Origin of the sequence: Streptomyces sp. NPDC059718 (assembly GCF_042733315.1) — a bacterium.
Lineage (GTDB): Bacteria > Actinomycetota > Actinomycetes > Streptomycetales > Streptomycetaceae > Actinacidiphila.
Genome location: NZ_JBHWGA010000081.1, coordinates 1 through 24,544 on the forward strand (window position 1 = coordinate 1; position 24,544 = coordinate 24,544).

General features: G+C 71.7%; 19 protein-coding genes and 3 pseudogenes. 10 read left to right on the top strand and 12 right to left on the bottom strand.

The window, feature by feature from the left end; all coding sequences use genetic code 11:
- Positions 1-150: 150 nt before the first annotated feature.
- The 8 genes and pseudogenes from ACFV3E_RS44215 to ACFV3E_RS44250 form a co-directional block, all read right to left on the bottom strand.
- The gene (locus ACFV3E_RS44215) at positions 151-1,854 is read right to left on the bottom strand and encodes an ABC transporter family substrate-binding protein (RefSeq protein ID WP_500541865.1); all 1,704 of its coding nucleotides are present in this window, start codon (positions 1,852-1,854) and stop codon (positions 151-153) included.
- Between the two features lie 98 nt (positions 1,855-1,952).
- The gene (locus ACFV3E_RS44220) at positions 1,953-4,067 is read right to left on the bottom strand and encodes an ABC transporter ATP-binding protein (protein ID WP_500541867.1); all 2,115 of its coding nucleotides are present in this window, start codon (positions 4,065-4,067) and stop codon (positions 1,953-1,955) included.
- Positions 4,064-5,083: an ABC transporter permease gene (locus ACFV3E_RS44225; protein ID WP_500541869.1), complete on the bottom strand. Its 1,020-nt coding sequence runs from the start codon at positions 5,081-5,083 to the stop codon at positions 4,064-4,066. The genes ACFV3E_RS44220 and ACFV3E_RS44225 overlap by 4 nt, the downstream gene beginning before the upstream one ends.
- A gap of 36 nt (positions 5,084-5,119) precedes the next feature.
- Positions 5,120-6,088, bottom strand: coding sequence for an ABC transporter permease (locus tag ACFV3E_RS44230; RefSeq protein ID WP_499509040.1), 969 nt, complete (start codon positions 6,086-6,088; stop codon positions 5,120-5,122).
- Between the two features lie 387 nt (positions 6,089-6,475).
- Positions 6,476-9,754, bottom strand: a complete 3,279-nt coding sequence (locus ACFV3E_RS44235; RefSeq protein ID WP_500541871.1) for a GH92 family glycosyl hydrolase — start codon at positions 9,752-9,754, stop codon at positions 6,476-6,478.
- A gap of 323 nt (positions 9,755-10,077) precedes the next feature.
- Positions 10,078-10,551 (bottom strand): hypothetical protein, encoded by a 474-nt coding sequence (locus ACFV3E_RS44240; protein ID WP_500541873.1) that lies wholly within the window; start codon positions 10,549-10,551, stop codon positions 10,078-10,080.
- A gap of 135 nt (positions 10,552-10,686) precedes the next feature.
- Positions 10,687-10,962: pseudogene (locus ACFV3E_RS44245) on the bottom strand (sterol carrier protein domain-containing protein); the annotation flags it as partial.
- 98 nt (positions 10,963-11,060) lie between these two features.
- Complete coding sequence (locus ACFV3E_RS44250) at positions 11,061-12,269, bottom strand: RNA-guided endonuclease InsQ/TnpB family protein (protein ID WP_500541895.1); 1,209 nt, start codon at positions 12,267-12,269, stop codon at positions 11,061-11,063.
- A gap of 132 nt (positions 12,270-12,401) precedes the next feature.
- Between ACFV3E_RS44250 and ACFV3E_RS44255 the strand changes: the two genes are divergently transcribed.
- Entirely contained in the window at positions 12,402-12,506 is a 105-nt protein-coding gene (locus ACFV3E_RS44255; protein ID WP_500541897.1) for a transposase, read from the top strand.
- 1 nt (position 12,507) lies between these two features.
- Here ACFV3E_RS44255 and ACFV3E_RS44260 read toward each other — a convergent pair.
- Both ACFV3E_RS44260 and ACFV3E_RS44265 read right to left on the bottom strand, forming a co-directional pair.
- Positions 12,508-12,765 (bottom strand): annotated as a pseudogene (locus ACFV3E_RS44260) (DUF7873 family protein); the annotation flags it as partial.
- Between the two features lie 200 nt (positions 12,766-12,965).
- Positions 12,966-13,934 carry an alpha/beta hydrolase gene (locus tag ACFV3E_RS44265; protein WP_500372267.1) on the bottom strand — a complete coding sequence of 323 codons (969 nt, stop codon included), beginning with the start codon at positions 13,932-13,934 and terminating at the stop codon, positions 12,966-12,968.
- Positions 13,935-14,173: 239 nt separating this feature from the next.
- Between ACFV3E_RS44265 and ACFV3E_RS44270 the strand changes: the two genes are divergently transcribed.
- Complete coding sequence (locus ACFV3E_RS44270) at positions 14,174-15,088, top strand: LLM class flavin-dependent oxidoreductase (RefSeq protein ID WP_500541875.1); 915 nt, start codon at positions 14,174-14,176, stop codon at positions 15,086-15,088.
- A 138-nt stretch (positions 15,089-15,226) separates the two neighbouring features.
- On the opposite strand, the pseudogene ACFV3E_RS44275 reads toward ACFV3E_RS44270, so the two are convergent.
- A pseudogene (locus ACFV3E_RS44275) lies at positions 15,227-15,472 on the bottom strand (macro domain-containing protein); the annotation flags it as partial.
- Between the two features lie 14 nt (positions 15,473-15,486).
- Here ACFV3E_RS44275 and ACFV3E_RS44280 point away from each other — a divergent pair.
- The 3 genes from ACFV3E_RS44280 (at position 15,487) to ACFV3E_RS44290 (ending at position 18,170) form a co-directional block, all read left to right on the top strand.
- On the top strand, positions 15,487-16,371 hold the full coding sequence (locus ACFV3E_RS44280) for an SCO4651 family lipoprotein (RefSeq protein ID WP_500541877.1): 885 nt from the start codon (positions 15,487-15,489) through the stop codon (positions 16,369-16,371).
- Positions 16,372-16,524: 153 nt separating this feature from the next.
- Positions 16,525-17,676 (top strand): methyltransferase, encoded by a 1,152-nt coding sequence (locus tag ACFV3E_RS44285; RefSeq protein ID WP_500541879.1) that lies wholly within the window; start codon positions 16,525-16,527, stop codon positions 17,674-17,676.
- 50 nt (positions 17,677-17,726) lie between these two features.
- Positions 17,727-18,170 carry an archease gene (locus ACFV3E_RS44290; protein WP_500541881.1) on the top strand — a complete coding sequence of 148 codons (444 nt, stop codon included), beginning with the start codon at positions 17,727-17,729 and terminating at the stop codon, positions 18,168-18,170.
- A 44-nt stretch (positions 18,171-18,214) separates the two neighbouring features.
- Here the strand turns inward: ACFV3E_RS44290 and ACFV3E_RS44295 are convergent, their stop codons facing one another.
- Positions 18,215-19,627: an RtcB family protein gene (locus ACFV3E_RS44295; protein WP_500541883.1), complete on the bottom strand. Its 1,413-nt coding sequence runs from the start codon at positions 19,625-19,627 to the stop codon at positions 18,215-18,217.
- 215 nt (positions 19,628-19,842) lie between these two features.
- Here ACFV3E_RS44295 and ACFV3E_RS44300 point away from each other — a divergent pair, with 215 nt between their 5' ends.
- The 5 genes from ACFV3E_RS44300 (at position 19,843) to ACFV3E_RS44320 (ending at position 24,400) form a co-directional block, all read left to right on the top strand.
- Positions 19,843-20,199 carry a PRC-barrel domain-containing protein gene (locus tag ACFV3E_RS44300; RefSeq protein ID WP_500541885.1) on the top strand — a complete coding sequence of 119 codons (357 nt, stop codon included), beginning with the start codon at positions 19,843-19,845 and terminating at the stop codon, positions 20,197-20,199.
- A 35-nt stretch (positions 20,200-20,234) separates the two neighbouring features.
- Positions 20,235-20,402 (top strand): hypothetical protein, encoded by a 168-nt coding sequence (locus ACFV3E_RS44305; protein ID WP_500541887.1) that lies wholly within the window; start codon positions 20,235-20,237, stop codon positions 20,400-20,402.
- Positions 20,403-20,518: 116 nt separating this feature from the next.
- The gene (locus tag ACFV3E_RS44310; RefSeq protein ID WP_500541889.1) at positions 20,519-22,399 is read left to right on the top strand and encodes a transketolase; all 1,881 of its coding nucleotides are present in this window, start codon (positions 20,519-20,521) and stop codon (positions 22,397-22,399) included.
- A gap of 334 nt (positions 22,400-22,733) precedes the next feature.
- A complete protein-coding gene (locus ACFV3E_RS44315; RefSeq protein ID WP_500541891.1) occupies positions 22,734-23,774 on the top strand; it encodes a hypothetical protein in 1,041 nt (346 codons plus the stop codon).
- Positions 23,775-23,950: 176 nt separating this feature from the next.
- Complete coding sequence (locus ACFV3E_RS44320) at positions 23,951-24,400, top strand: SRPBCC family protein (RefSeq protein WP_500541893.1); 450 nt, start codon at positions 23,951-23,953, stop codon at positions 24,398-24,400.
- Positions 24,401-24,544 lie beyond the last annotated feature (144 nt).

A 24,544-nucleotide genomic window follows, 5' to 3' on the forward strand; every position in this document is an offset into this window, starting at 1 on the left:
ATGTCGCCACCCGCGGTACGGAGGAGGGGCCCTTGTCCCCGGTGCACCGGGGACAAGGGCCCTTCGTGGGGTGTCGGCTCGGGTCGGGGCCGACGCGACGCGGGAGGCGTTGAGGAGGGGGTCGTCCTCCCGCGCCGCGGTCCAGTGGGGTTACTTGGTGAAGCCGATCCGGGTCCAGTCGGTGTCCTGGAAACCGAAGGCGCCGTAGTTGGCCACGTCGGACTTGGTCGCGACGATCTGCGGGCGCTGGTAGAGCGGCAGGTTCGCGGCAAGCTTCCACAGCCCGGCGTCGGCCGCGTCGAGGTCGGCGAGGTAGGCGGAGTGGCCGACCTCGGTACCCGCCTTGCGCATGTCGGCGTCGATCCCGGCGGTGCCGATGCGCGAGTAGTTCTGGCCGACGTTGCCGTGCTTGGGGGAGACGAAGGACGCCGCGCCGTTCGTCAGCGGGAAGAACGGCACGGAGCCGATGCCGCTGAACAGCGTGAGGTCGAACTTCCCGGCGCTGACGTCGTTGAAGAAGTCGTCGCTCGGCTTGACCTTGGTGTCGAGCTTGATGCCCACGTTCTTGAGCATCGCCGTGAACAGCTGTGCCTCGTTGGCGGCGATGGGCGTGCCCGACGGGATGGTCAGCGTCAGCTCCAGCGGCTTGCCGTCCTTCTCACGGACGTCGCCGTGCGGTTTCCAGCCCGCCGCGTCCAGTTGCCGCCCCGCCGCGGTGGGGTCGTAGCGGCCGAGGGAGCCGGCGTTGTCCTTGTAGGCGACGTCGTTGTTGACGAGGAAGTGGTTGTCCAGGGGCTGGGCCGGGAAGGGCAGGCCGTTGAGGTCGGCCTTCCCGATGGCCTGGCGGTCCAGTGCCATGAACAGGGCCCGGCGGACGCGCACGTCCTTCAGCAGCGGGCTCGCGCCGTTGACCACCATCTGCCGCAGGTTGGGGGCGCCCGCCACGCGGATGGAGGTGTGCGGCACCTTCTGCGCCTGCTTGTAGGCGGCCACGTCGGGCCCGATGTCCTCGACGTCGATCTCGCCCGAGGCGAAGGCCCCGGGTGTCGACGCGGCGTCCAGGGTACGGAAGTTGATGCCGTCGAGCACCGGCTTCGGGCCCCACCAGTGGGGGTCGCGGACCTCGGAGACGACCTTGGTCGTCGGGTCCATCCTGCTGACCTTGAACGGGCCCGCGGTGACCGGGATCCGGTTCTTGTACCCGGCGTCGAACTTCTGCGGGGTGTCGATCTGCGACGCCGGGTACAGCGGCGAGAACAGCGTCTGCCATTCGGAGAACGGTGTGGCGTAGGTGACGACGACGTGCCGCGCGTCGCTTCCCTCGGCGACCGAGGAGATCTGCTCGTAGCCGGAGGTGCTGACGGGGGTGTACTTGGGGTTCTTCCCGTTCTGGGCCTCCCAGTCCGCGCGGAAGTCCTTCCAGGTGATGGGTGTGCCGTCGGACCACCGGGCCCTGGGGTTGACCGCGTACGTGGTGACCTGCCTGCCGTGCTTGACGGCGGTGCTCACCTTGCTGAGGTAGTTCGGGTTGGGGGTCCGCTTGTTGTCGGGGGTGCTGTGGAAGAGCGACGGCAGCAGGGGGGCCATCGTCGTGGTCACGGCGACGGTGTTCTGCGAGGCCGCGTTGAGGCTGTTCCACTGGGTGGAGTACTCGTCGACGGGGAAGTTGAGGGTGCCGCCCTGCCGGAGTGCCGCGGTGTCGACGGGGTTGATCTGGTTGAGGGTCGCCTTCGGCGGGGCCTTGGGCGCCGACGAGCTCGCGCCGCCGTCGCCGCTTCCGCACGCGGTGGCGCCGGCGAGGAGACCCGCGGACACCACGACTGCCGTGGCCAGCTTTACGGACTTTCGGTTCAACTGGGCTCTCCTTGTGGGTTCCGTGGGTCGGGTGTCCGCCGGGCGGGACGGCCGGGGGTGCGTCACAGGCCAGGGTCGCTTCACAGGCCGGGGTCGCTTCACAGGACTTCCAGGGCGGCCGCGTGGTGGCAGGCGGCGGTGTGGTCCTCGCCCAGGGCCCCGGCGGCGGGGTCCTCGGTGTCGCACCACCGGGCCTCGGCGGGCCCGAGCTGCAGGTACTTGGGGCAGCGGGTGCGGAACCGGCATCCCGAGGGGGTGTCCGCGGGGCTGGGCAGGTCGCCCTGGAGGATGATCCGCCGGCGCTGCCGCTCCTTGCGGGGGTCGGGCAGCGGCACGGCCGACAGCAGTGCCTGGGTGTAGGGGTGGGCCGGGCGGGCGAAGACGTCCTCGACGTCGCCGGCCTCGACGATGCGGCCGAGGTACATGACGGCGACACGGTCGGCGATGTGCCGGATGACCGACAGGTCGTGCGCGATGAACAGGTAGCTCAGGCCGAGTTCGGCCTGCAGCTCGTCGAGGAGGTTGATCACCCCGGCCTGGACCGAGACGTCCAGCGCCGAGACCGGCTCGTCCAGTACGACCAGCTTGGGGTCCAGGGCCAGCGCCCGGGCGATGCCGATCCGCTGCCGCTGTCCGCCGGAGAACTCGGCGGGGTAGCGCTCGGCGTGCTCGGGCAGCAGCCCGACGAGGCGGAGCAGTTCGGGGACCCGCCCGGCGATGCGTTCCCGGTCCCAGCCGTGGGTGCGCAGCGGCTCGGCCAGGATGTCGCCGATCGGCATGCGGGAGTCCAGTGACGCCATCGGGTCCTGGAACACCACCTGGAGGTCCCGGCGCAGCTCCCGCCGCGCCTTCCCGTCCAGTTGCCCGACGTCCCTGCCGAGGACGGCCACGGTGCCGCTACGCTGCCCGGCGAGGTCGAGGATCTGCAGCATGGTGGTGGTCTTGCCGCAGCCCGACTCGCCGACCAGCGCGAGGGTCTCGCCCTGGCGGATGTCGAAGTCCACGCCGTCGACGGCGCGCACCGTGCCCACCCGGTGCTTGAACACCGCGCCCTTGAGGAGCGGGAAGTGCTTGGTGAGCTGGGTGACCCGCAGTACCTCGGGCCGTTCGGCGCGCGGGGGTCCGCCGGGCCGCCGCGGTGAGGCGGGGGTGGGGAACATGCCCGGGGACGGGATCCCGCCGGGTGTGTCGATCTCGTGTGCGCGGTGGCACGCCGTGGCGTGACCGGCTCCGGTCGCCACGGTCCGCAGACCGGGCTCCTCGGTACGGCAGCGGTCCACGGCCACCGGGCAGCGCGCCGCGAAGGGACAGCCGGCCGGCAGGTCCACCATCGACGGCGGCGTGCCCTCGATGGGGGTGAGGGCCGTCCGGTCCCCGGTGTCGAGCCGCGGCACCGAACCGAGCAGGCCGATGGTGTAGGGCATGCGGGGGGTCGCGAACAGCTCGTCGGCGGTCCCGGTCTCCACCGGCTTGCCGGCGTACATGACGACCACCCGGTCGGCCATGCCGGCCACCACGCCGAGGTCGTGGGTGATCAGGAGGATCGCGGCTCCGGTGACCTCCTGGGCCTTGCCCAGGACCTCCAGCACCTGCGCCTGGATGGTGACGTCGAGCGCCGTGGTGGGCTCGTCGGCGATGATCACCTCCGGGTCGTTGGCGATGGCCATGGCGATCACCGCCCGCTGGCGCATCCCGCCGGAGAACTCGTGCGGGAAGGCGTCGACGCGCCGCCGCGGGTCGGGGATGCCCACCAGGTCCAGCAGTTCCAGGGCCCGTTCGCGGGCCTGGGCGGCGGTGAGGTCCTGGTGGATCCGCAGGGCTTCGACCAGCTGGGCGCCGATGGAGAAGACGGGGGTGAGCGCCGAGAGCGGGTCCTGGAAGACCATGCCGATGTCACGGCCGCGGATGCCGGACATCCGGCGGTCCGGCAGTCCGAGCAGCTCGCGGCCCTTGAGGCGTACGGAGCCGGTGACCTCCGCGTCGTCCGGGAGCAGGCCGAGCACGGCGGTGGCCGTGACGGACTTGCCGGAGCCGGACTCGCCGACGACGGCGAGGGTCTCGCCGGCGCGGAGCGTGAAGTCCACCCCGCGGACCGCCTGCACCCGTCCGGCCTCGCCGGGGAAGGACACCCGCAGGTCGCGCACGGTCAGGACCGGGTCGCCGGAGGCCGGCCGCGGTGTGGGGACGCCTGGGGCGGCGGTGGGGACGGTCACGACGTGACTCCTTCCTCGGTGGGTGCGGTGGTGATGACCGCGGCTGAGGGCTTGCGGCGCGGGACCTGCCGGGCCCTCGCGTGCCGGGAGGTGGGCGCGCCCGGCCGGGCGCGCCCCCGGGCCTTCGCTCCCCGTGCCGTCGGGTCGAAGGCGTCCCGCAGTCCGTCACCGATGAACGCGACGGAGAGACCGATCAGGACGAGGAAGGCGGCGGGGAAGAAGAACAGCCACGGGGAGGTGTTGGCGTCCGGCGTTCCGGCGGCGATGAGGGTGCCGAGCGACACGTCGGGCGCCTGGATGCCGAACCCGAAGTAGGACAGCGAGGTCTCGCCGAGCACGATCGCGCCCACCTGGACGGTCGCGTCGATGATGAGGATCGAGGCCGCGTTGGGGAGGATGTGCCGGAAGATGATGACCAGCGGGTGGACGCCCATGTAGCGCGCGGCGAGGACGTACTCCCGTTCCCGCAGGGTCCGGGTCATGCTCCGCACCACCCGACCGGTGATCATCCAGCCGAACGCCGCGAGCAGGACCACGAAGAACAGCCAGGTCCCGTGCTGGAACGCCGGTGACAGGACCGCGAGCAGCAGGAACGCCGGGATCACCAGCATCAGGTCGAGGAACCACATCAGGACGCGGTCGGTCCAGCCGCCGAAGTAGCCGGCCGAGGCGCCCACCACCGCGGCGATCAGCGTCGTGAGCGGCCCTCCGACGAGTCCGACGACCAGTGACTTCTGCAGGCCCCTCAAGGTGAGCGCGAACAGGTCCTGGCCCGAGTGGGTCGTGCCGAACCAGTGCGCGGCCCCGGGCCCGGTGTCCAGGCTGGCGAAGTCGTTGTCGTGGTACGTCCAGTGCAGGAACGGCGGTACGGCGTACGCCAGGAGCACCAGGGCGATCACCAGGGCGATGCCCACCAGGGCCAGCCGGTTGCGGGCGAAGCGGGCGAGGACGAGCGCGCCGCGGCTCCTGGTCCGGTGTGGCGCCGCCGTCCCGGCGGCGGTTGCGGGGGTGGTCATGAGGGAATCTCCTCGAGTCGGTCGACGTGGGCCGTCTCAGGTGCGGACCCGAGGGTCGAGCGCCGCGTAGACGAGGTCGGAGAGCAGTCCCGCGATCAGGACGATGCCGGCGGTGAAGATCGCCACGGCGGCGACCGCGTTGACGTCGTTGCTGGTGATGGAGTCGACCAGCCACTCCCCCATGCCGTGCCATCCGTAGATCTCCTCGGTGAAGGTGGCCCCGGTGAACAGCAGCACGACGTTGTAGACCACCAGCGGCATCACGGGGATGACCGCGGTGCGCAGCCCGTGCCGGAGGACCGCCTGACGCCGCCGGAGCCCCTTGGCGCGGGCCGTCCGCAGGAAGTCGCTGCCCAGGACGTCGAGCATCGTGCTGCGCTGGTAGCGGCTGAAGAACGGGATCTGGGCGAGCAGCAGCGTCAGGGTCGGCAGCACGAGGTGTTCGAGGTTGTTGAGGACGACCGGGAGGGTGCCGTGCACCTTCGGGTCGTACATCCCGATGTACTGCACCAGCGGCCCGTCGCCCGCGGTGTCCAGGGTCCGCAGTCCGACCGCGATCACCACGACCGGGGTGGCCAGCAGGACGTACGAGACGATCGTCGACACCCGGTCGGAGGGCCGGTACTGCCGCAGCGCGTTCCAGGCGCCCACCGCGACGCCGCCGACGGCCCCCAGGACGGTCGCGACGAAGAGCAGCTCGGTGCTGACCAGGACGCGGCGGCCCAGCTCGGTGTTGACCGAAGCGCCGTCGTAGGTCCTGCCGAAATCGCCGTGCAGCACGATCCCGGTCAGCCAGCGCCAATACCGGAGGTACACGGGCGTGTGCGGGTCGAGGTTGTAGGCGTGCAGGATCGCGTAGATCGAGTGCAGGGGCGGCCGGGGATTCTTCGACAGGTAGTTGATGTCGGGGTGGAGGGTGAAGGAGGCGAGAAAGTACGTCGCGCTGGCCGCGATGAACACCAGGATTGCGTAGTTGCCGAGGCGGCGCAGTAGGTAACGGCCCAACGTGCTTTCTCCTTCGCGTGGCACGCCCTGTGACCAGGGCCGCACCGGCTCCTGCGAGGGCGTGACCCGGGTTCGGCAGCGCCACCCGGATGTCGCCGTATCGGAGCGGGGAAACAATGGAGCGTCACGGTGGGACGGCTCGGGAAATATCCTCCTGCCGCCCGCGTCCATATGAGGCAATACGCTCACAAAGAATTGGCAATACGCATTGCGGGACGGAATTCCAGGAAAAGGGTTCCAGGCCGGGCCTAATTCCCTCTATGACGTGCGCCACCTTATGTGATGTTGATATGGCGCCGATGCGGCGGCGCCATTCAGGGCAGCACGAAGGGCGGGCGCGGAGTCGGCTCCGCGCCCGCCCCTGGGGTCTTCCGGGGTCCTCCCGCGTCAGTCCACCGCGAGGGTGAAGACGTGGAGGTCCGTGTTCTCCGGGAGCTTCACGCTCGTGATGGTCTTGCCGTCCGGTGCCGGGAAGGGCTTGGTGGCGAAGACGTACGTGGCCACCGGGTCCTTGTCCGCGCCCGCGACGTTGCGGTAGGCGGTCTTGGCGACGACCTCGTTGCCGAACTTGACGCTGCCTCCGCCGCCTCCCACGGTCCAGTCGGTGAAGGACAGGTCGACGGCACCGGTGCTGCCGTCGGTGTAGGTGACCGTCGCCGTCGTCTGCTGGTCGCCGTTGACGGCGCTGCCGACGAACGACAACCGCGAGGCAGGCGTGGCCAGTTCGATGGTCTGGCCGGTCGCAGAGGCGTTGTCGGGGCGGCCGGCGGGGGAATCCGGCCAGGTGAACGCGAGGCCTCCGGTGACCGTGCCCTGCGTCCCGCCGGTGAGGCCGGCCGCGGCGAGCGCCTGACGGGAGTAGCTCCAGCCGCCGCCGTCGTAGTCCGCCTCGTCGTGGTCACCGGCGTCGTCCGAGACGCCCGTGCTGTTGTACGCCGCGATGAGGGAACCGGGAGCGGCCACCGTCAGGGACACCGGCTGCTCGTAGGAGGTGTCCCCGTAGCTCACCGCCACCTTGGCGTCGTAGAAGCCCTGCTTGACGTCGCCGGCGGTGGACAGGGTGATCTCCTGGGAGCCGTCCGTGAACTCCCCCTCCGCGGGCGACGCCGTGACGCCGTCGGGCACCTCGACGCGGAAGCGCACCTTCGGTGCGGCGCCGCCGCGCAGCGACAGGGCGCGGATGCCGACCTCGGTCCCGCCGCCCGGGGCGATCGTCGCCGTGGTCGGGCCGACGCCGACCTGGTGCGGCTGCTCACCCTCCCGGAACGAGGGCGGCGCGTCGGCCGCGTCCGCTCCCCAGGTGCGGTCCGCGGTACGCGACAGCGTGTAGTCGAGCCTGCCGCCGTCCTCGACGAAGGAGGCGGGCAGCCACGGCCGGTCACTGGCGCGGCCGTCGACCTTCAGCGACCGGACGTACGGCGCGTCGGCCGCCGCGCCCGCCGCGCGGATGGAGATGTCGTTGCCGGCCGGGCGGTCGATCTCGATCCGCGGGAACAGCGGGGAGCCCAGGACGAGTTCGGCGCGGGAGGGCACCTGCGGGTACATGCCGAGCGCCGAGAAGACGTACCAGGACGACATCGCGCCGAGGTCGTCGTTGCCGGGGATGCCGCCCGGCTGCGTGGACCACAGGGCGCCCATCGCGGCCCGTACGGTCTCCTGCGTCTTGTAGGGCGCGCCGGCGTAGGCGTAGAGGTACGGCACGTTGATCGACGGCTCGTTGTCCATCTCCGACTTCGCGCCGCCGCTGCCGGTGAAGGCCCACTTGCCGTCCGCCGTGTGGAAGAACGCGTCCAGCCGGTCGAGGGCCTCCTCGCGGCCGCCCATCGCGGCGAACAGCCCGGCCGGGTCGTGCTGCACCATCCAGGTGTACTGGGCGGCCGTGCCCTCGACGAAGCCGTTGCCGGTGGCCGGGGTGAACCCGGTGACCCAGCTGCCGTCGGCCGCGCGGTTGGCGATGTAACCGCCGCTCGGGTCGGCAGCGAGGTTGAAGTTGTTCTGCCACCACTGGGAGCGCCGGGCGAAGTCGGCGGCGGTGTGCTTCCGGCCCGCGGCCGAGGCGAGCTGCGAGAGGGCGAAGTCGGCGCCCGACATCTCCAGCGTCTCGGCGGCGCCGCCCCAGGCGTTGGAGACGGACGGCATGTAGTGCAGCTTCAGGTACTTGTCCAGGGACGGGCGCTGGCCCACGGAAAGGATCGGCTTGCCCACCGGCGACAGGTCGCGCTCCGTCGGCACGGTCGCGGCCTTCACCAGGGAGTCCAGCGCACCGCGCAGGTCGAAGTCCGTGCCACCGAAGGCCCGGATCCCTGCGAGGGCGGCCGGTGACGGGTCGCCGTTCATGACGTGCGTGCCGGATGCGCCGTGCAGCCAGCGGTCCCAGACGCCGCCGTTCTGCTCGGCGAGCTCGTACAGGGACTGGGCGATGTCCGAGCCGGTGCGCGGGCTCAGCAGGGTCAGCAGCTGCACCTGCGAGCGGTAGACGTCCCAGCCGGAGAAGGTGCCGTACTGCGCCTGGTGACCGCGGGCCACCGTGTGGACCTCGCCGTCGCTGCCGCGGTATCTGCGGTCGGTGTCGCTGATGACGTTGGGGTGGATCAGCGCGTGGTAGAGGGCGGTGTAGAAGGTGCTGCGCTCGGCGTCCGTGCCACCGCCCACCTTGATCGCGCCCAGCCGGTCGCGCCACGCGCGACCGGCCGCGTCCCGTACCGAGTCGAAGGAGCGGTGCCGCGGGTTCTCGGCGGCGAGGTTGGCCTCGGCGCCTGCCTGGCTCACGTACGAGATGCCGACCTTGACGTTCACCGGTCCGCTGCCGGGCGCGAACTCCACCCAGCCGCCGGCGCCCTTGCCCGCGACCGGCGTCCCGCCGTGGGAGAAGCCTCCCGTGCCGCCCGAGGCGGTGGTGGAGCCGGGGGTCACCTTGTCGTCCTGCCAGGTGCCGGTCGCCTTGAAGGAGCGGTCGAAGCGGGCGGTGAAGTAGAGCGTGTAGTAGGAGCGCTGGCCCTCCGGGTCGAGGTAGCCGCAGAAGTTCCCGGAGGTGACCGAGCCGGAGACGGTACGGGCCTGCGGGTCGATGGTCACGGTGGAGTCCGTGGACCCGACCTCGGAGTTGGCGGTGCGGATCAGCATCGAGGCGGGCTTGTCCGCGGGGAAGGTGAAGCGGCCGGAGCCAGTGCGCGCGGTGGCCGTCAGGTCCGCCGTCACGCCGGAGGACAGGCCCACCTTGTAGCGGCCCGGCTCGGCGGTCTCGTCGGCGTGCTTGAAGTCCGCTGCGTACACCGCGTCCTTGGTGTCCGCGGCCGGCGAGGTGGTGACCTCCCCGGCGTACGGGAGGAACGGGATGTCGCCGCTGCCGCCCGCGCAGCCGGTGCCCGACATGTGGGTGAGGCTGAAGCCCCGGATGCGGGTCGCGTCGTAGTGGTAACCACCGGGCGCCGTGGTGCGGGTGGCGTCGCCGCGGGTGGTCTCGGGGCTCCAGGACAGCATGCCGAGGGGGACGACGGCGCCGGGGAAGACGTTGCCGCCGTTCTTGGTGCCGATCAGGGGGTCGACGTAGGCGGTGGGGTCCTGCACGAGATCGGGTGGCGGCGCGGCGGGCGCCGCGAGGGCGGGAGTGGCACCGCCGACCGCCAGGACGGCGGCCAGCAGAACGGACGTCGTACGCAAACGCATGACGCGGCCCTTCTTCTCTCGGACGGGTCGCGCTCCACGGGTCACACAAGCCGCGGGGACAGTAGCGTGCCCCACCGGTGCGCCGGAAGACCGCCTCGGGCGCACGTCAACTCCCTTGACATCGTTGCCTTCTCAGCCGGTATAGTCATGCCCAGCTCAAATGACAACGTTGTCTCGCACCACGGTTCCACAAGCCCCCGCACACCCCCAGCGCCCCCGGCACCGCCCTCCCCCTCCTCCCCCCTCGGCACCCGCAGGTCCCCCGCCCCGATCCAGCCCGACGACCCCGATCCGGTGCGGTCACGAGCCGGACCGACTCGGTCCTAGTCACCCGAGTAACCGAAGATCCCCAGGTGGGTGGGCCCACCATCGGAGTGCAGAACGACGTAACAGCCGGTCCACCGCATCCGGCACTCGGCGAGCAGGCTCCGCTCGTACTCCTCGTGGCTCGTGAACTCATTGGCCGCCGCGACGAGCGCCGAGTACTGCTCCACCGTCGGGCGCTCGGTACCGAAGTGGTGCACCACGCGGCTGAGTGCCAGGGGCCTCAGAGTGCCGTAGTCCCCGGCACGGGACGGCACGGGCGGGTCGTCCGTGGCCACGACCGTGTGGATGTCGAGGATCGTGTGGGTGCCCTCCTCCCCCATGAACTCATCGTCCTCGTACAGCTCCCCCAGGTCCTTGTAGCGGGCACCGTCGCCATACGTCTCCCGGAACACCCTCGCCTGCAAAGCCGCCAGAGCCGCCGCGACGTCCCCGTCGTACCCGGTCACGTAGTCCCACCCGCTGGCACCCATACAGCCCCTCCTCGAAGATCGTGAACGGCCGGACGGTATCAGCGGGGGCTGACAGTGCCACGGCTCACGCCGGGCCGAAGGCTCCGGCGCGAGGACGCAAGGTGACATATGCGCGGTCGCCGAAGGCGCACGCGGTCAGAACCAATGCAGGCAGGACGGGGAGCGCTCGGCGCGGAAGAGGGCGTCGGCGAGGGACGCCGCGTCCGGGCGGTGTGCCTGGATGTGTCTGGCACGCGCGAGCGTGCACGGGGCAATGTCACCGAGGTGGACCGAAGCCCGGTCGCTCACGTCCAGGGGCAGGTCGGGTTCCCTGTCCGTGGAAACGCACTCGGCCTTGCTGCCCCGGACGGTCAGCAGGTAGCGGCCGTGCTCGCCCAGCAACGGGTCGTCGACGTCGAGGACGGCGCCCCCCGCTCTCACGAGGGGGCGTTGAGGGCGGGCGTTGCGGCGGCGTTGAGGCTACCCGAACAGTTGACATCCTCGCCGCCTTGAAGGGTGGCGATTCCCGCCTACCATGCCGTTGAAGGCTGTGGTGTCGGGTGGGTTCCCGTTTCGCTGCGCGGTGCCGGGACGAGTCCCGGTCTTACCTGCGCTCCACGGGCTGTCACGGCCAGTCCGGCCGCCTTGGCGACGTTGACCGCCGCGTTGATGTCCCGGTCAAGGACGGCCCCGCACGCCGAGCACGTCCACTCGCGGACATGCAACGGCTTGGGACCGTCCTTGACACCGCACTGCGAGCACACCTGGGAGGTCGGCTCGAAGCGGCCGATCTTTACAAAGGTGCGCCCGTACCGGGCGGCCTTGTACTCCAGCATCGCCACGAACGCCGACCAACCGGCATCGTGCACAGACTTGGCCAGGCGCGTACGGGCGAGCCCCTTCACCGCCAGGTCTTCCACGGCGACCGCTTGGTTCTCGCGGATCAGCCTCGTGGAAAGCCGATGGTGGAACTCGCGGCGCGCGTCCGCGACACGGGCATGTGCCCGCGCGACACGGATCCTGGCCCTGTCCCGGTTCCTGCTGCCCTCCTCCTTACGGGAAAGGGCCCGCTGCGCCTTCTTCAGACGCTTCTCCGCCCGGCGCAGGAAACGCGGACTGTCGATCTTGCTGCCGTCGGACAGGACCGCGAAGTGCCCCAGCCCGAGGTCGATCCCGACCTCGGCTGCCGCCCTGGGCAGCATCTCGGTAGGGCCGGTCTCCACCACGAACGACGCGAAGTACCGGCCCGCACTGTCGTTGACCACCGTCACCGAGGACGGCACTGACGGCAGAGCACGCGACCACCTCACCTTCAGGTCGCCGATCTTCGGCAGACGCAGCCTGCCACCCTCGGTGATCGACCAGCGGGCGTTCGCCGTGAACCGCACCGCCTGCCGTGTGTCCCGCTTCGACTTGAAGCGGGGCGCGCCCATGCGGGGGCGCTTGCCCTTCAGCCCGTCGAAGAAGTTCCGGTACGCCGCATCCAGATCCCGCAGCGACTGCTGCAGCACGACAGTGGACACCTCGCCGAGCCACGCCCGCTCCGGGGTGTGCTTCGCCTCGGTGATCAGCCGCTTGGACAGATCCCCAATCTTCGGGAACGGCAGCCCCTCACCACGGGCGGTCTCCCGAGCCTTGAGGGCGTCGTTGTAGACCACCCGCGCACACCCGAACGCCCTTGCCAACGCCGCGCGCTGACCAGCACCCGGGTACAGGCGGAAGCTGTACCGAAGCTGCACCCCGATCACGCTACCCAGCCGACGCAGGAAGATCGACCAGAACATTCGTACGGGACGTCACCATGCTTCCGCACCCACGACCACGCGGCCTTCACGACAAAACACCAGCACTATGTCCTCGCAGGCCGGCACCTGACACGGTGCGAGCACATCATGGGGACCGTGTGCGAGGACTTCGAGGCCGAACTGGTCGAGTTCAACGGCGAGGCCAACCACGTCCACCTCCTCGTGAACTAGACACCTCGACCAGCGCCGGGTGCTTCTCCATGGCCTCGGCCTTCACGTGGGTGCGCGGCACCTTCCTGGTGCGGATCGTCCGGACGGGGTCGGTCTTCCAGCAATCCGTCGACGGGGCCGGGTTCCAGGACTCCGACACGACAAGGACGGGCAGCTTGCGCACGAACGTGTGCAGGTCGGTGAGCTGCTTCTCCAAGAACAGCAGGTACGGGACGGGGACCTGCGCGAGCAGTACTCGCCCGTCCACCACCACGTCCGCGGGCTCGGACTCGGACTCGGACTCGGACTCGGACTCGGACTCGGACTCGGACTGGAGCACATGCTCGTCGTCTGCGAGGCCTCCAACACCGCCTCCGCGCGGACGCAACGGCGGCGTCCTCGAACCCGGAGGTGCCCAGGAGGCCGGGGCGGGCGCGGTACGGCGCTACCGGATCACGATCCGCCTGAGGCGACGCCGCCTCAGGGGTGCAGCGCCCGCTGCAGGGCCTCGACGGCCAGCGTGCGAGCGACGACGGTCGCCTTGGAGTCCCGGAGGCTGTCGAGCATGAGGAAGTCGTGGACCATGCCGAGCACCCGCACCGCGGTGACGTCCACGCCCGCCTCGCGCAGCTTGGCGGCGTAGGCCTCGCCCTCGTCGCGCAGGACGTCGGCCTCGTCGGTGATGACCAGGGTGGTGGGGAGGCCGCGCAGCTGCTCGACGTCGGCGCGCAGCGGGGACGCGTAGATCTCGGCGCGCTGCCCGGGGTCGCTGGTGTAGGCGTCCCAGAACCACTTCATCCCGTCGCGGGTGAGGTAGTAGCCCTCGGCGAACTGCTGGTAGGACGGCGTGTCGAAGTTGGCGTCGGTCACGGGGTAGAGCAGCACCTGGGCCGCCAGGTCGATGTCGCCGCGTTCCTTCGCCATCAGGGCGAAGACGGCCGACATGTTGCCGCCGACCGAGTCGCCGCAGACGGCCATTCGTGACGCGTCCAGCTTCCGGTCCTCGCCGTTGTTCAGGATCCACTTCCCGACCGCGTAGTTCTGCTCGATCTGGGTGGGGTACTTCGCCTCGGGGGCCAGGTCGTAGACGGGGAAGACCACGGCGGCGTTCGTGCCGACCGCGAGTTCGCGCACCAGTCGGTCGTGGGTGTTCTCGTCGCCGAACACCCATCCGGCGCCGTGGATGTAGAACACGACCGGGAGGGTTTCCGTCGCCCCTTCGGGACGGATGACGCGGGCACGGACGCTGCCGTACTGTCCGGCGTCGACGGTCACCCACTCCTCGTCCACCGCGGGCTTGGGCACGCCCTCGCCCGCCTGCAGGTCGTCGAGGATCTCGCGGCCGTCCGCCGGCGCGACCTCGTAGATGCGCGGGTGCTGTGCGGTCGCGTCCGCCAGTTCCTTGGCCGCGGGTTCCAGGACGGGTGCCGCGGACGGGGATTCGGGCATGGTGGGCCTCCTGCCGGAGAGGTTCCGTTCATGGGCAGCGGAAGCGGTCGCAAGGACCGTACCGGCCGCTTTTCCATCGTCCCTCGGCGCTCCGGCGCCGCAACTCCGGGAATTTCCACGGTCGCAGAGCGCTCATGCGCGGGGCACACGCTGTCACTCCGCCGTGCACGGACGTCCGGCGGCGTGGTGCCTCGTGCCCGGCGGGCTCCGTTCCCTACGATGCGCGGGTGCGATGCGCGATGTCCATTCCGCAGTTCCATGCGGACGGCGAGTTCGATCCGGCCGCCTTCCGCGTCTTCATGACGCGCGTCGAGGAGTTGGGGTTCGACAGTGCCTGGACTCAGGAACAGACGCTGGGCACGAAGCCGCAGCTCGCCCCGCTCGAGACGATGACCTTCGCCGCCGCGTGCACCGAGCGCCTGCGCCTGGGCTGCGTGGTCTTCGTGTCCACGCTGCACAGTCCGGTGCACCTGGCGAAGAGCATCGGTTCGCTGGACCAGCTGAGCCGGGGCCGGATCGAGGTGGGATTCGGCACGGGAGGCCCGCAGCGGCCCTTCGCGGCGTTCGGCGTCGACCCGGAGCGTTATGTGGCCCGCTTCTACGAGGGCATGGAGGTCATGACCCGCCTGTGGCGTGAACCCCGGGTCGACTTCTCTGGGGAGTTCTGGCGGTTGAGCGACGCGGCGATGGAACCGAAACCGTTCCAGAAGCCCTTCCCCCCGGTGTGGTTCGGCGGCAGCGGGCGCACCGCGCTGCGCCGCGCCGTGATGAGTCCGGGGCTCTTCACCGGCTTCTTCGGCGCGGGTCAGGTCCGGACGGAGAAGTTCGCCGAGCAGGTCGCGATCGTGCGGCAGGCGCTGGCCGAGTGCGGCAGGCCGGTGGACGGCTTCGGGATCGCCAAGCGCGTCTACATCGCGGTGGACGACGACTCCCGGCGCGCCCGTGCCCGGATCGACGCCGAACTGGCGGCGCTGTACATGCGCAAGTCCCCCGAGATCGAGGCCGCCGCGATCGCGGGGACCCCGGCGGAGTGCGTCCGGGCGCTGCGTGAGGTCGTCGCCGCCGGTGCGGAGCTCATCTTGTTCACGCCCCTGTTCGCGCAGGCCGAGCACGCCGAGCGGCTGGCCGCCGAGGTCCTGCCGGAGCTCGGCTGACGCACCCGCCGTGGCGAGCCCCCTTGCGAACCGAGCGCGGCGGGCCGGCAGATCGCGGGTCGCGCGGTCGAAGGCCACGAGCCTGATCTGCCGGACCCGGCTCTGCGACGTCCGGAGGGCGGAGACGGCGATCCGCGCCGCGTCCTCCGCCGGACGGTCGTGGACGTCGGTGGCGATCGCGGGGAACGCGATGCTCGTGGCCCCGGGCTCGTCCGCGACCTCCGGGCAACGCTGGTGGCAGGAGGCGAGGACGTCGGCCTCTCCATGGTCGCCGCCTTCCCGGACCGGGCCGACCGTGTGGATCAGGTGCCCGACGGGCGGGTCGTTCGCCGAATTGTTGTATGGTCCAAGGCCGTTGATCATTGGACAAATCTTTACCTCCATGGGGGGAACCTTTCATGCACATTCGTCGCCTTGTGGCGATCACGGCTGCGACCGGCACGCTCGCGCTCGGTCTCGCGGCCTGTGGCGACTCCGCGAAGGAGGAGCCGAAGGCCGCATCGACGCAGGTCTCCGCCAAGCCGGCGGAGAAGAAGGTGTCCCCCGTCGAAGCCTTGCGGAACGGCATCAAGGCGGTGGGGCAGCAGGGGTCCGCGAAGGTCGCCGTCGACTCCGTCGACACGGAGGTGGGCACCACCAAGTCCGAGGGCACCCTGAGCTGGAAAAAGGGCTCCGAAGGGGCCGAGGTGAGCGTGGACGCCGCTTCCGACCCCGACCTGCAGGACATGGCCGGCCCGGACGGCAAGGTGCACCTGACGATGGCGGACGGCACCGTGTACCTCCCGGTCGAGGGGCCGTTGCTCGAGGCCACCGGCGGCAAGAAGTGGCTGAGGCTCGAGGGCACCTCCGCGGAGGACAACCCGGCCAAGGACCTGCCGCACGGCCCCGCCGCGGCCCTTGCGGCCCTGTCGGCCGCGACGGACCTCGCCGCGGCCGGCGAGGAGCGGATGGCCGGTGCCGCGGCGACCCATTACACGGGCACCGTGGACCTCGGGAAGTTCGCCGCGGACACCGCTGTCCTTGAGCTCATCACCAAGGACGAGCGCGACACGTACATCGATCAACTGCACGCCACCGGCTTCGGGAACACCGTCAAGGTCGAGGCGTGGATCGGCGCCGGCGACCTCGCCGTCAAGACCGTGGAGTCCGGCAAGACCGCCAAGGGCCCTGCCAAGCTGACGATCGCGTACTCCGGCTACGGACGCACCGCCGCCATCGAGGCGCCTCCGGCCAAGGACGTCGCCACGTTCGCCGAGATGATCCAGAACGCCACCCAGGGCTGACCCCTGGCGTCGGTGGGTGCACCGTGACCGCGTCCACCCACCGACGGAGTGGGCCCGGTCGTCGGCGCGGACCGCTCCGTACGACCTGCCGTCCAGGGAGCCCGGGAGCCGGTAGCCCGGGGCTGCCCGGGCAGCCCGTACCCTGAGGGGGCGATGAACCTCTTCAGCACGCCGTGGGGCGCACTCGAACTGACCCGATTCCCCGCGGAACCGCGGGAGACCCTGCGGGCGTGGGACGCCGCGGACGACTACCTGTTGCGGCACCTCGCGGAGAGCGGGACGGACCTGACGGGCACGACCGTCGTCCTGGGAGACCGCTGGGGGGCGCTGGCGACGGCGCTGGCGGCACACCGCCCCACGCAGATCACGGACTCCCACCTCGGGCAGCAGGCCACGCGGGCGAACCTGCGGCGCAACGTGCCGGACGCCGAGGTGCGGATGCTGACCACCCGCGACGCGCCTCCGGCGCGCATCGACGTGCTGCTCGTCCGGGTGCCCAAGAGCCTCGCGCTGCTGGAGGACCAGTTGCACCGGCTGGCCCCCGCACTGCACCCCGGCACCGTCGTCCTGGGCGCGGGCATGGTCACCGAGATCCACACGTCCACGCTGCGGCTCTTCGAGCGGATCATCGGGCCGACCCGCACCTCTCTGGCGGTGCGCAAGGCCCGGCTGATCTTCGGCACCCCCGATCCGGCGGCGGCCCCCGGGGCGAACCCGTGGCCCCTGCGGTACCCGCTGCCCGACGGCATCGGCCCGTTGTCCGGCCGCACCGTCACCAACCACGCGGGCGTGTTCTGCGCCGACCACCTCGACATCGGCACGCGTTTCCTGCTCGAGCACCTTCCGGACCGCAAGGGCCCGGACCGTGTGGTCGACCTGGGCTGCGGCAACGGCGTGGTCGGCACCGCGGTGGCGCTGGCGAACCCCGACAGCGACGTGCTGTTCGTGGACGAGTCGCACCAGGCCGTCGCCTCCGCCGAGGAGACCTTCCACGACAACGTGGGCCCCGGGGGCAAGGCCCGGTTCCTCGTCGGGGACGCCGCCGACGCCGTGGCCGCCGTCCGGCCCGACGGCGCCGACCTCGTCCTCAACAACCCGCCGTTCCACTCCCACCAGGCGGTCACCGCCGCGACCGCCCACCGCATGTTCGTCACCGCCCGGTCCGCGCTGCGGCCCGGCGGTGAGCTGCTGGTCATCGGGAACCGGCATCTGGGCTACCACACGCGCCTGCGGCGGCTCTTCGGGAACTGCGAGGTCGTCGCCTCGAACCCGAAGTTCGTGGTGCTGCGGGCCGTCAAGCGCTGACGCCGGGCCGCCGGAGTCTTGAGGTCGCGTGAACCGGGCAGGCGATCCTCATGGTGGACGAGACGTACGGCGGCGGACCGGAGGCGGGCGGACACCGTGCGGTACCGCACACCGCCGATGTGCGGATAGAGGCGTGGGGGCCCACCAGGGAGCAGTGCCTGGTCGAGGCGGTGCTGGGTCTGGTCGAGTGCTTCGCGGACGTCGCCGGGGTGCGGCCGGCACGCGTGCGGCGGATCCCGGTCGCCGACGCCGCCGACGACGACCTGCTGGCGGACCTGCTGGACGAGGTCATCTTCCGGCTCGAGGTGCACGGGGAGGTGCCCGTCGACGTCGAGGCGGAGTCGGACGCCGACGGGCTGGACGTACGGATGGCGATGGCCGACGTGGGGTCGGTCGAGGTCATCGGCGCGGTGCCGAAGGCGGTCTCGCTGGGCGAGCTCCACCTGGCGCCCGGCCCGTACGGATGGACCTGCGCGGCGACGGTGGACGTCTGAACGGCGGCGGTGGACGTCCGGCCGGCAGCGAATCCGCGGCGGGCCTAACCCTTCACCACGCCCAGGGGCACCAGGCGGACGACCTTGCGGCACAGTCCGGCGCCCTCGCTCGCCTCCACCACCGCCGAGACGTCCTTGTACGCCTCGGGCGTCTCCTCGGCGAGGCCGCGCCAGGACGAGGCGCGGACCGCGATCCCGCGGGCCTCCAGCCGGGCCCGCAGCTCCCTGCCGCTGACCCCCCGCGCGGCCTGGTGCCGGCTCTTCTCCCGGCCCGCCCCGTGACAGGTCGAGTGGAAGGCGTCGCCACGGGGAACGCCGGTGAGGACGTACGAGCAGGTGCCCATGGTGCCGGGGATGAGCACGGGCTGGCCGACGCCGCGCAGGTCGGCGGGCAGGTCCGGGTGACCGGGCGGGAGCGCGCGGGTGGCGCCCTTGCGGTGGACGCAGAGGGTGCGCCGCGTGCCCTCCACGTCGTGCTCCTCGATCTTCGCGAGGTTGTGGGACACGTCGTAGACGAGGGTCAGACGGACGCCCGCCTCGCGGCGGAAGACGCGGCGGGACAGTTCGCCGAGGAGCTGGCGGTTGGCCCGGGCGTAGTTGGCCGCGGCCGCCATCGCGCCGAGGTAGGCGCGGCCCTCGGGCGATTCCACGGGGACGCAGGCGAGCTGCCGGTCGGGGACCTCGATGCCGTACCGCCGCATGGTCCGGTCCATCGCCCGCACGTGGTCGGAGCAGATCTGGTGCCCCAGCCCCCGGGAACCGCAGTGGATCATCACGCAGACCTGGCCGAGCGCGAGGCCGAAGGCGGCGGCAACCGCTTCGTCGTACACCTCGGCGACCTCCTGCACCTCGAGGAAGTGGTTGCCCGAGCCGAGGCTGCCGACCTGCCCGAGGCCGCGTTCCCTGGCGCGTGCGCTCACCTGTCCGGGGGCGGCGTCGGCCACGGTGCCCTCGTCCTCGCACCGCCGCAGGTCGCCGTCCTCGCCGTGGCCTTCCTCCACGGCGTAGCGGGACCCGCCCGTCAGCACGCGTTCCAGCCGGCGGTCGCTGCCCAGGTGCCAGACGGCTCCGGTGACGGCGCCGCGGGGTGTGTCCTGGCCCAGTCCGTCCATGATCGCGGGCAGGGCGGGTCCGACCGTCCGCCGGTCGCAGTCGGCCGCCAGCAGGCGCACGCCGCAGGAGATGTCGAAGCCCACCCCGCCCGGGGAGACCACACCGCCGTCGGCGACGTCGGTCGCGGCCACGCCTCCGATGGGGAAGCCGTAGCCCCAGTGGACGTCGGGCATGGCGTAGGAGGCGCCGACGATGCCCGGCAGCGTCGCCACGTTGACGACCTGCTCCAGGGCCTTCTCGGCATGCCCGATCAGGTCGCGCGAGGCGAACACGACGCCGGGTACGCGCATCCGCGCGCGCGGGGCGATGCGGAAACGGTAGGGGTCCTCTTCCACGACATCCATCACAGCCTCCGGGGCCGGTGGCCGGTCAACGCCCCCTATGTGTCGCGTTGCCACGCGGGACGGCGGTAAACGGAGCCCCGGCCGGATCCGGGTTCCGGACGTAGCATGAGAAAACGAGCAGGAACGCACTCACCTGCGACGGCCCGGCCAGGGCGGTCCCGGTGCGCCCGCGCCGGGGCACGGCGCCAGTCCGGCGCTCCACCGAGGAGCAGCGCATGATCCATTCAGCCGATATCCGCGAGTGGCGCGATCGCGACGTCATCGACCCCAAGGGGCACAAGATCGGTGCGCTGGAGGCGATCTACGTCGACACCGCCACCGACGAGCCGGCCATGGCGACGGTGCGCACCGGGCTGCCGACGCGGCACCGACTGGTCTTCGTCCCCCTCGACGAGGCGGTCGTGGGGCCGGGCTACGTCCAGGTCGCCCAGTCCAAGGGACTGGTGAGGAAGGCTCCGTCCATCGGGACGGACGACGTCCTGCCCGCCGAGCAGGAAGGGGAGATCTTCCAGTACTACGACCTGGCCTACCAGCCGGGCGCCGGCGGCGAACGGAAACTCGCCCGGCGCTGAGCGCACCGACGTCGCGCCGGGGAGGTGTCCGGACCATGGCGCTCTTTCTCTTCCTCCTCCTGGTGGCCGTCGTCCTCGGGATCATCGGGGCGGTCGCCGACGGTCTGTTCTACCTGCTGCTCATCGGCATCGTCGTACTGCTGGTCGACCTCGTGCTGGTGGCCGCGAAGTGGCGGCGTTCACGCCGGCAGCCCCAGCGCTGACACCGGCCGGCCGTGGCCGGCCCAGGCCCACGGTGACGGCGGATACTGCCGAATCCGGTGGGTAGCAGGCATGCATCAGGTACGCAGAGTCCTCCGCGCGAAGTAGGGAATCCGTCATGACGGACCAGAAAGCCGCCGCCCGCCCGATCGGGCCCGACAGCGACCTGGAACAGGTCTTCGAACTCGCCCAGCAGCTCAGGGTGGACTCCGTGCGGGCCAGCACCGCGGCCGGCTCGGGCCACCCGACGTCCAGCCTGTCCGCCGCCGACCTGATGGCCGTGCTGATGTCACGTCACCTGCGGTACGACTGGCAGCAGCCCGAGAACCCGGCCAACGACCACCTCATCTTCTCCAAGGGACACGCCTCTCCCCTGCTGTACGCGATGTTCCACGCCGCGGGCGCCGTCGACGAGCACGAACTCATGACGACCTACCGCACCTTCGGAGCCCGCCTCCAGGGCCACCCGACCCCCGTCCTGCCCTGGGTGGACGTGGCGACCGGATCGCTGGGCCAGGGCATCGCCTACGGCGTGGGCATCGCCACGGCGGGCCGCGACCTGGAGCACGAGCCGTACCGGGTGTGGGTGTTGTGCGGCGACAGCGAGATGGCCGAGGGCTCGGTCTGGGAGGCCCTGGACAAGGCGGGTCAGCGGCTGCTGCCCAACTTCGTGGCGATCGTCGACGTCAACCGGCTCGGCCAGCGCGGCCCCACCGAACTGCAGTGGGACACCGAGGCGTACGCCCGCCGCGTCGAGGCCTTCGGCTGCCGCGCGCTCGTCGTCGACGGGCACGACCTCCAGGCCGTCGACCGGGCGTTGGCCACCGCGGCCGACGGACAGGCGCCCACCGTCATCGTCGCCAGGACCGTCAAGGGCCAGGGCGTCCCCGAGGTCGCCGACATCGAGGGCTGGCACGGCAAGCCCCTGCCGCCGGACCTCGCGGAGCACGCCATCGAGGAACTCGGGGGCGTGCGTCACCTGACGGTCCGCGGCCCGCGGCCGCCCGAGGCCGCGCCGCGCCCGCCGATGGCCGCGACGACGCCCATGGAGCTGCCGCGCTTCCAGCTCGGGGACGAGGTCGCCACCCGGGTCGCCTTCGGCAAGGCGCTCGTCGCCGTCGGCGCCCGCCCCGACGTCGTGGTCCTGGACGCCGAGGTCGGCAACTCCACGCACGCGGAGGACTTCGGCAAGGCCTACCCCGACCGGTACTTCGAGACGTACATCGCCGAGCAGCAGATGATCGCCTCGGCCGTCGGCATGGCCGTGCGCGGCTACCGCCCGTACGCGGCGACCTTCGCGGCCTTCCTCACCCGGGCCCACGACTTCATCCGCATGGCGGCCATCTCGCAGATCTCGATGGCCCTTTCCGGCAGTCACTGCGGCGTGGAGATCGGCGCCGACGGCCCCTCCCAGATGGGCGTGGAGGACCTGTCGATGATGCGTGCGGTCCACGGTTCCACCGTGCTCTACCCCAGCGACGCCACCTCCGCCGCGGCGCTGACGGCGGCCCAGGCCGACCTCGACGGCATCTCCTACCTGCGCACCACCCGCGGGGCCTATCCCGTCCTGTACGGGCCCGACGAGACCTTCCCCGTGGGCGGTTCCAAGACCCTGCGCCAGTCCGGCGACGACCGGGTCACCCTCGTCGGCGCGGGGGTCACCCTGCACGAGTGCCTCGCCGCGGCCGACGCGCTGGCCGCCGACGGCATCCCGGCCCGCGTGATCGACCTGTACTCGGTCAAGCCCGTGGACGCCGACGCCCTCGCGCGCGCCTCCCGCGACACCGGTGCCCTCGTCGTCGCCGAGGACCACCACCCCGAGGGCGGCCTGGGCGAGGCCGTCCTGTCCGCCCTCGCCGCGCGGCGCCAGGGCCCGGCCTTCGCCCACCTGGCCGTCCGTGACCTGCCCGGCTCCGGCACCGCGGAGGAACTCCTGGACGCCGCCGGCATCTCCCGTACGCACATCGCCGATGCGGCCAGGCGTCTGACCTCGGGATGACCCCCGCCTCGACCGGTACGCGCACCGGCGGCCGCCGTCACGGGTGACGGCGGCCGCCGCCGTACCGGCGCGGGCCCGTCCTCGGCGCGTCCCGTCACCTGTACGGGCTAACCGGACCGCCCGCCGGGGCACCCCCGCACAGTTCACCGGGACCGGCGCCGGGCACTGACGCGCGCCCCCGGCCCGCCGTACCGCCGCGTGCCACGAGCCCGCCTCGCCGGGCGATCTTCCTCCGCTTCGCCCACGCTGGTGCCGGTGCCCGCCCCACCCGGCGGCGCCGCCGCACGCCAGGGCGGCCTTCACGGCCGCCACGACACCCCACGAGGGAGCAGGCATGACATTGACGACGGATGCGCTCATACCCGCGCTCGAGGATGTGCGGGAGGCACACGCCGCGGTGGTCGACCGGTTCCGGACCGACATGGCCGTCACCCCCGTCGGTCCCCATCGGCAGACCCTGGAACGTCATGCCGCCCAGACCCAGCACCACATCGCCCGCATCGACACCCACGTCCGTGAGATGCGGCCGCGCCACCTCCTGCGGGACACCGCCGACATGGTCCGCACCGCGTCGGCGGGCGCGTTCCACACGGCCATGGCACCCCTGCACATCGGCACCCGCATGGTCCGCGGCGTCCTGCCGGGGCGCGGGCAGGCCGACGAGCACCAGCTGCTGAGGAACACCGAGGCCGAGTACACCGCCACCGCGCGGGCCCTCGCGACCTGCCGGGCGGGCGAGAGCATCGCCACCCTCGCCCAGGACGACCGCGCCGCCGCGCTGCTGACCACGCTGCGCCGGCAGGACGAGCAGCTCCTGCGCGACCTGGAGTCCAGCGTCGAGGAACAGGCCCTGGTGGTGGCCACCACGGCGGCCGGCAACGGCCACCACGCCCATGGGGCGGTCGGTCTGGCCGACGCCGCCGTCCGGACGCTCCGCACCACCGCCCAACGGCTCCAGGCCGTCTGGACCGCCGGGCAGCCGGCGCCCCGTCCCGCCGCCGACGCACCGCGCCCGGCCGGGAAGGCCCACGCCCCCGTGGCCCGGAACGTGGACCTCCCGCTGGCGGACTACGACCGGCTCCCCGTCGCCGAGATCATCCAGCGGCTGCGCATCTTCTCGCAGGCCGACCTCTCCGTCATCGAGGACTACGAACGGGAGCACGGCGACCGGGTCGGCATCCTCAACGCCATCGAGAACCTGCGCGCCAACCAACCCTGGCCCGGCTACGACACCATGAGCCCGGACCAGATCACCGCGCGGCTGCGCGGCGCCGAACCGCTGCAGGCCCGGCAGGCCATGGACTACGAGCGGCAGCACCGCGGGCGCCCCGACGTCATCAGCGCCGCCAAGCAGCGCACCCGCGCCGCCGTCTGAGCCGGAGCTCCACGAGGTCCCCGCCGTGGCACCACGGCGGGGACCCTCCCATGCCCCCACGGGCCCGGCCGGCCGTGCCCGGAGCGCTGTTTGGCACCGCCTCGTACGGGCAGGCGCCACCACCGAGAAGCGGAATCCCGCATCCCGAAGCGGATGCCGACCCGAAAGGTGGGCACATGTCGACGGTCGAGGAGTCGGTCGAGGTCGCGGTGCCGGTCACCACGGCGTACAACCAGTGGACGCAGTTCGAGGAGTTCCCCCAGTTCATGGCGGGGGTGGAGCGCATCGACCAGCGCACGCCGACCCTGACGCACTGGGTCGCGAAGGTCGACGGCGTGACGCGCGAGTTCGACGCGGAGATCAGCGAGCAGATCCCGGACGAGCGGGTCGCCTGGACCACGGTCGGCGGCGACGTCCACCAGGCCGGGGTCGTCACCTTCCACCGCCTGGACGACCGGCACACCAAGGTCATGCTGCAGCTCGAGCACCAACCGCACGGCGTGGCCGACACGGTGGCCGACAAGCTCGGCGTCGTCAGGCGCCAGGCCAAGGGCGACCTCAAGCGCTTCAAGGCGTACATCGAGGCCCGCGGCATCGAGAGCGGCTCCTGGCGCGGTGCGGTCTAGAAGCGCCGCCCGGAGCAGGCCCCCGACGCGGGGGGGGGGGGGCGCCCGCCCGGGGGGGGGGGCCCCCCCCCCCCCCCCCCCCCCCCACCCCGCGCCCCCCCCCGGGGGGGTGCTAAGAACACCACAAACCCCCAGGAGCGGGCA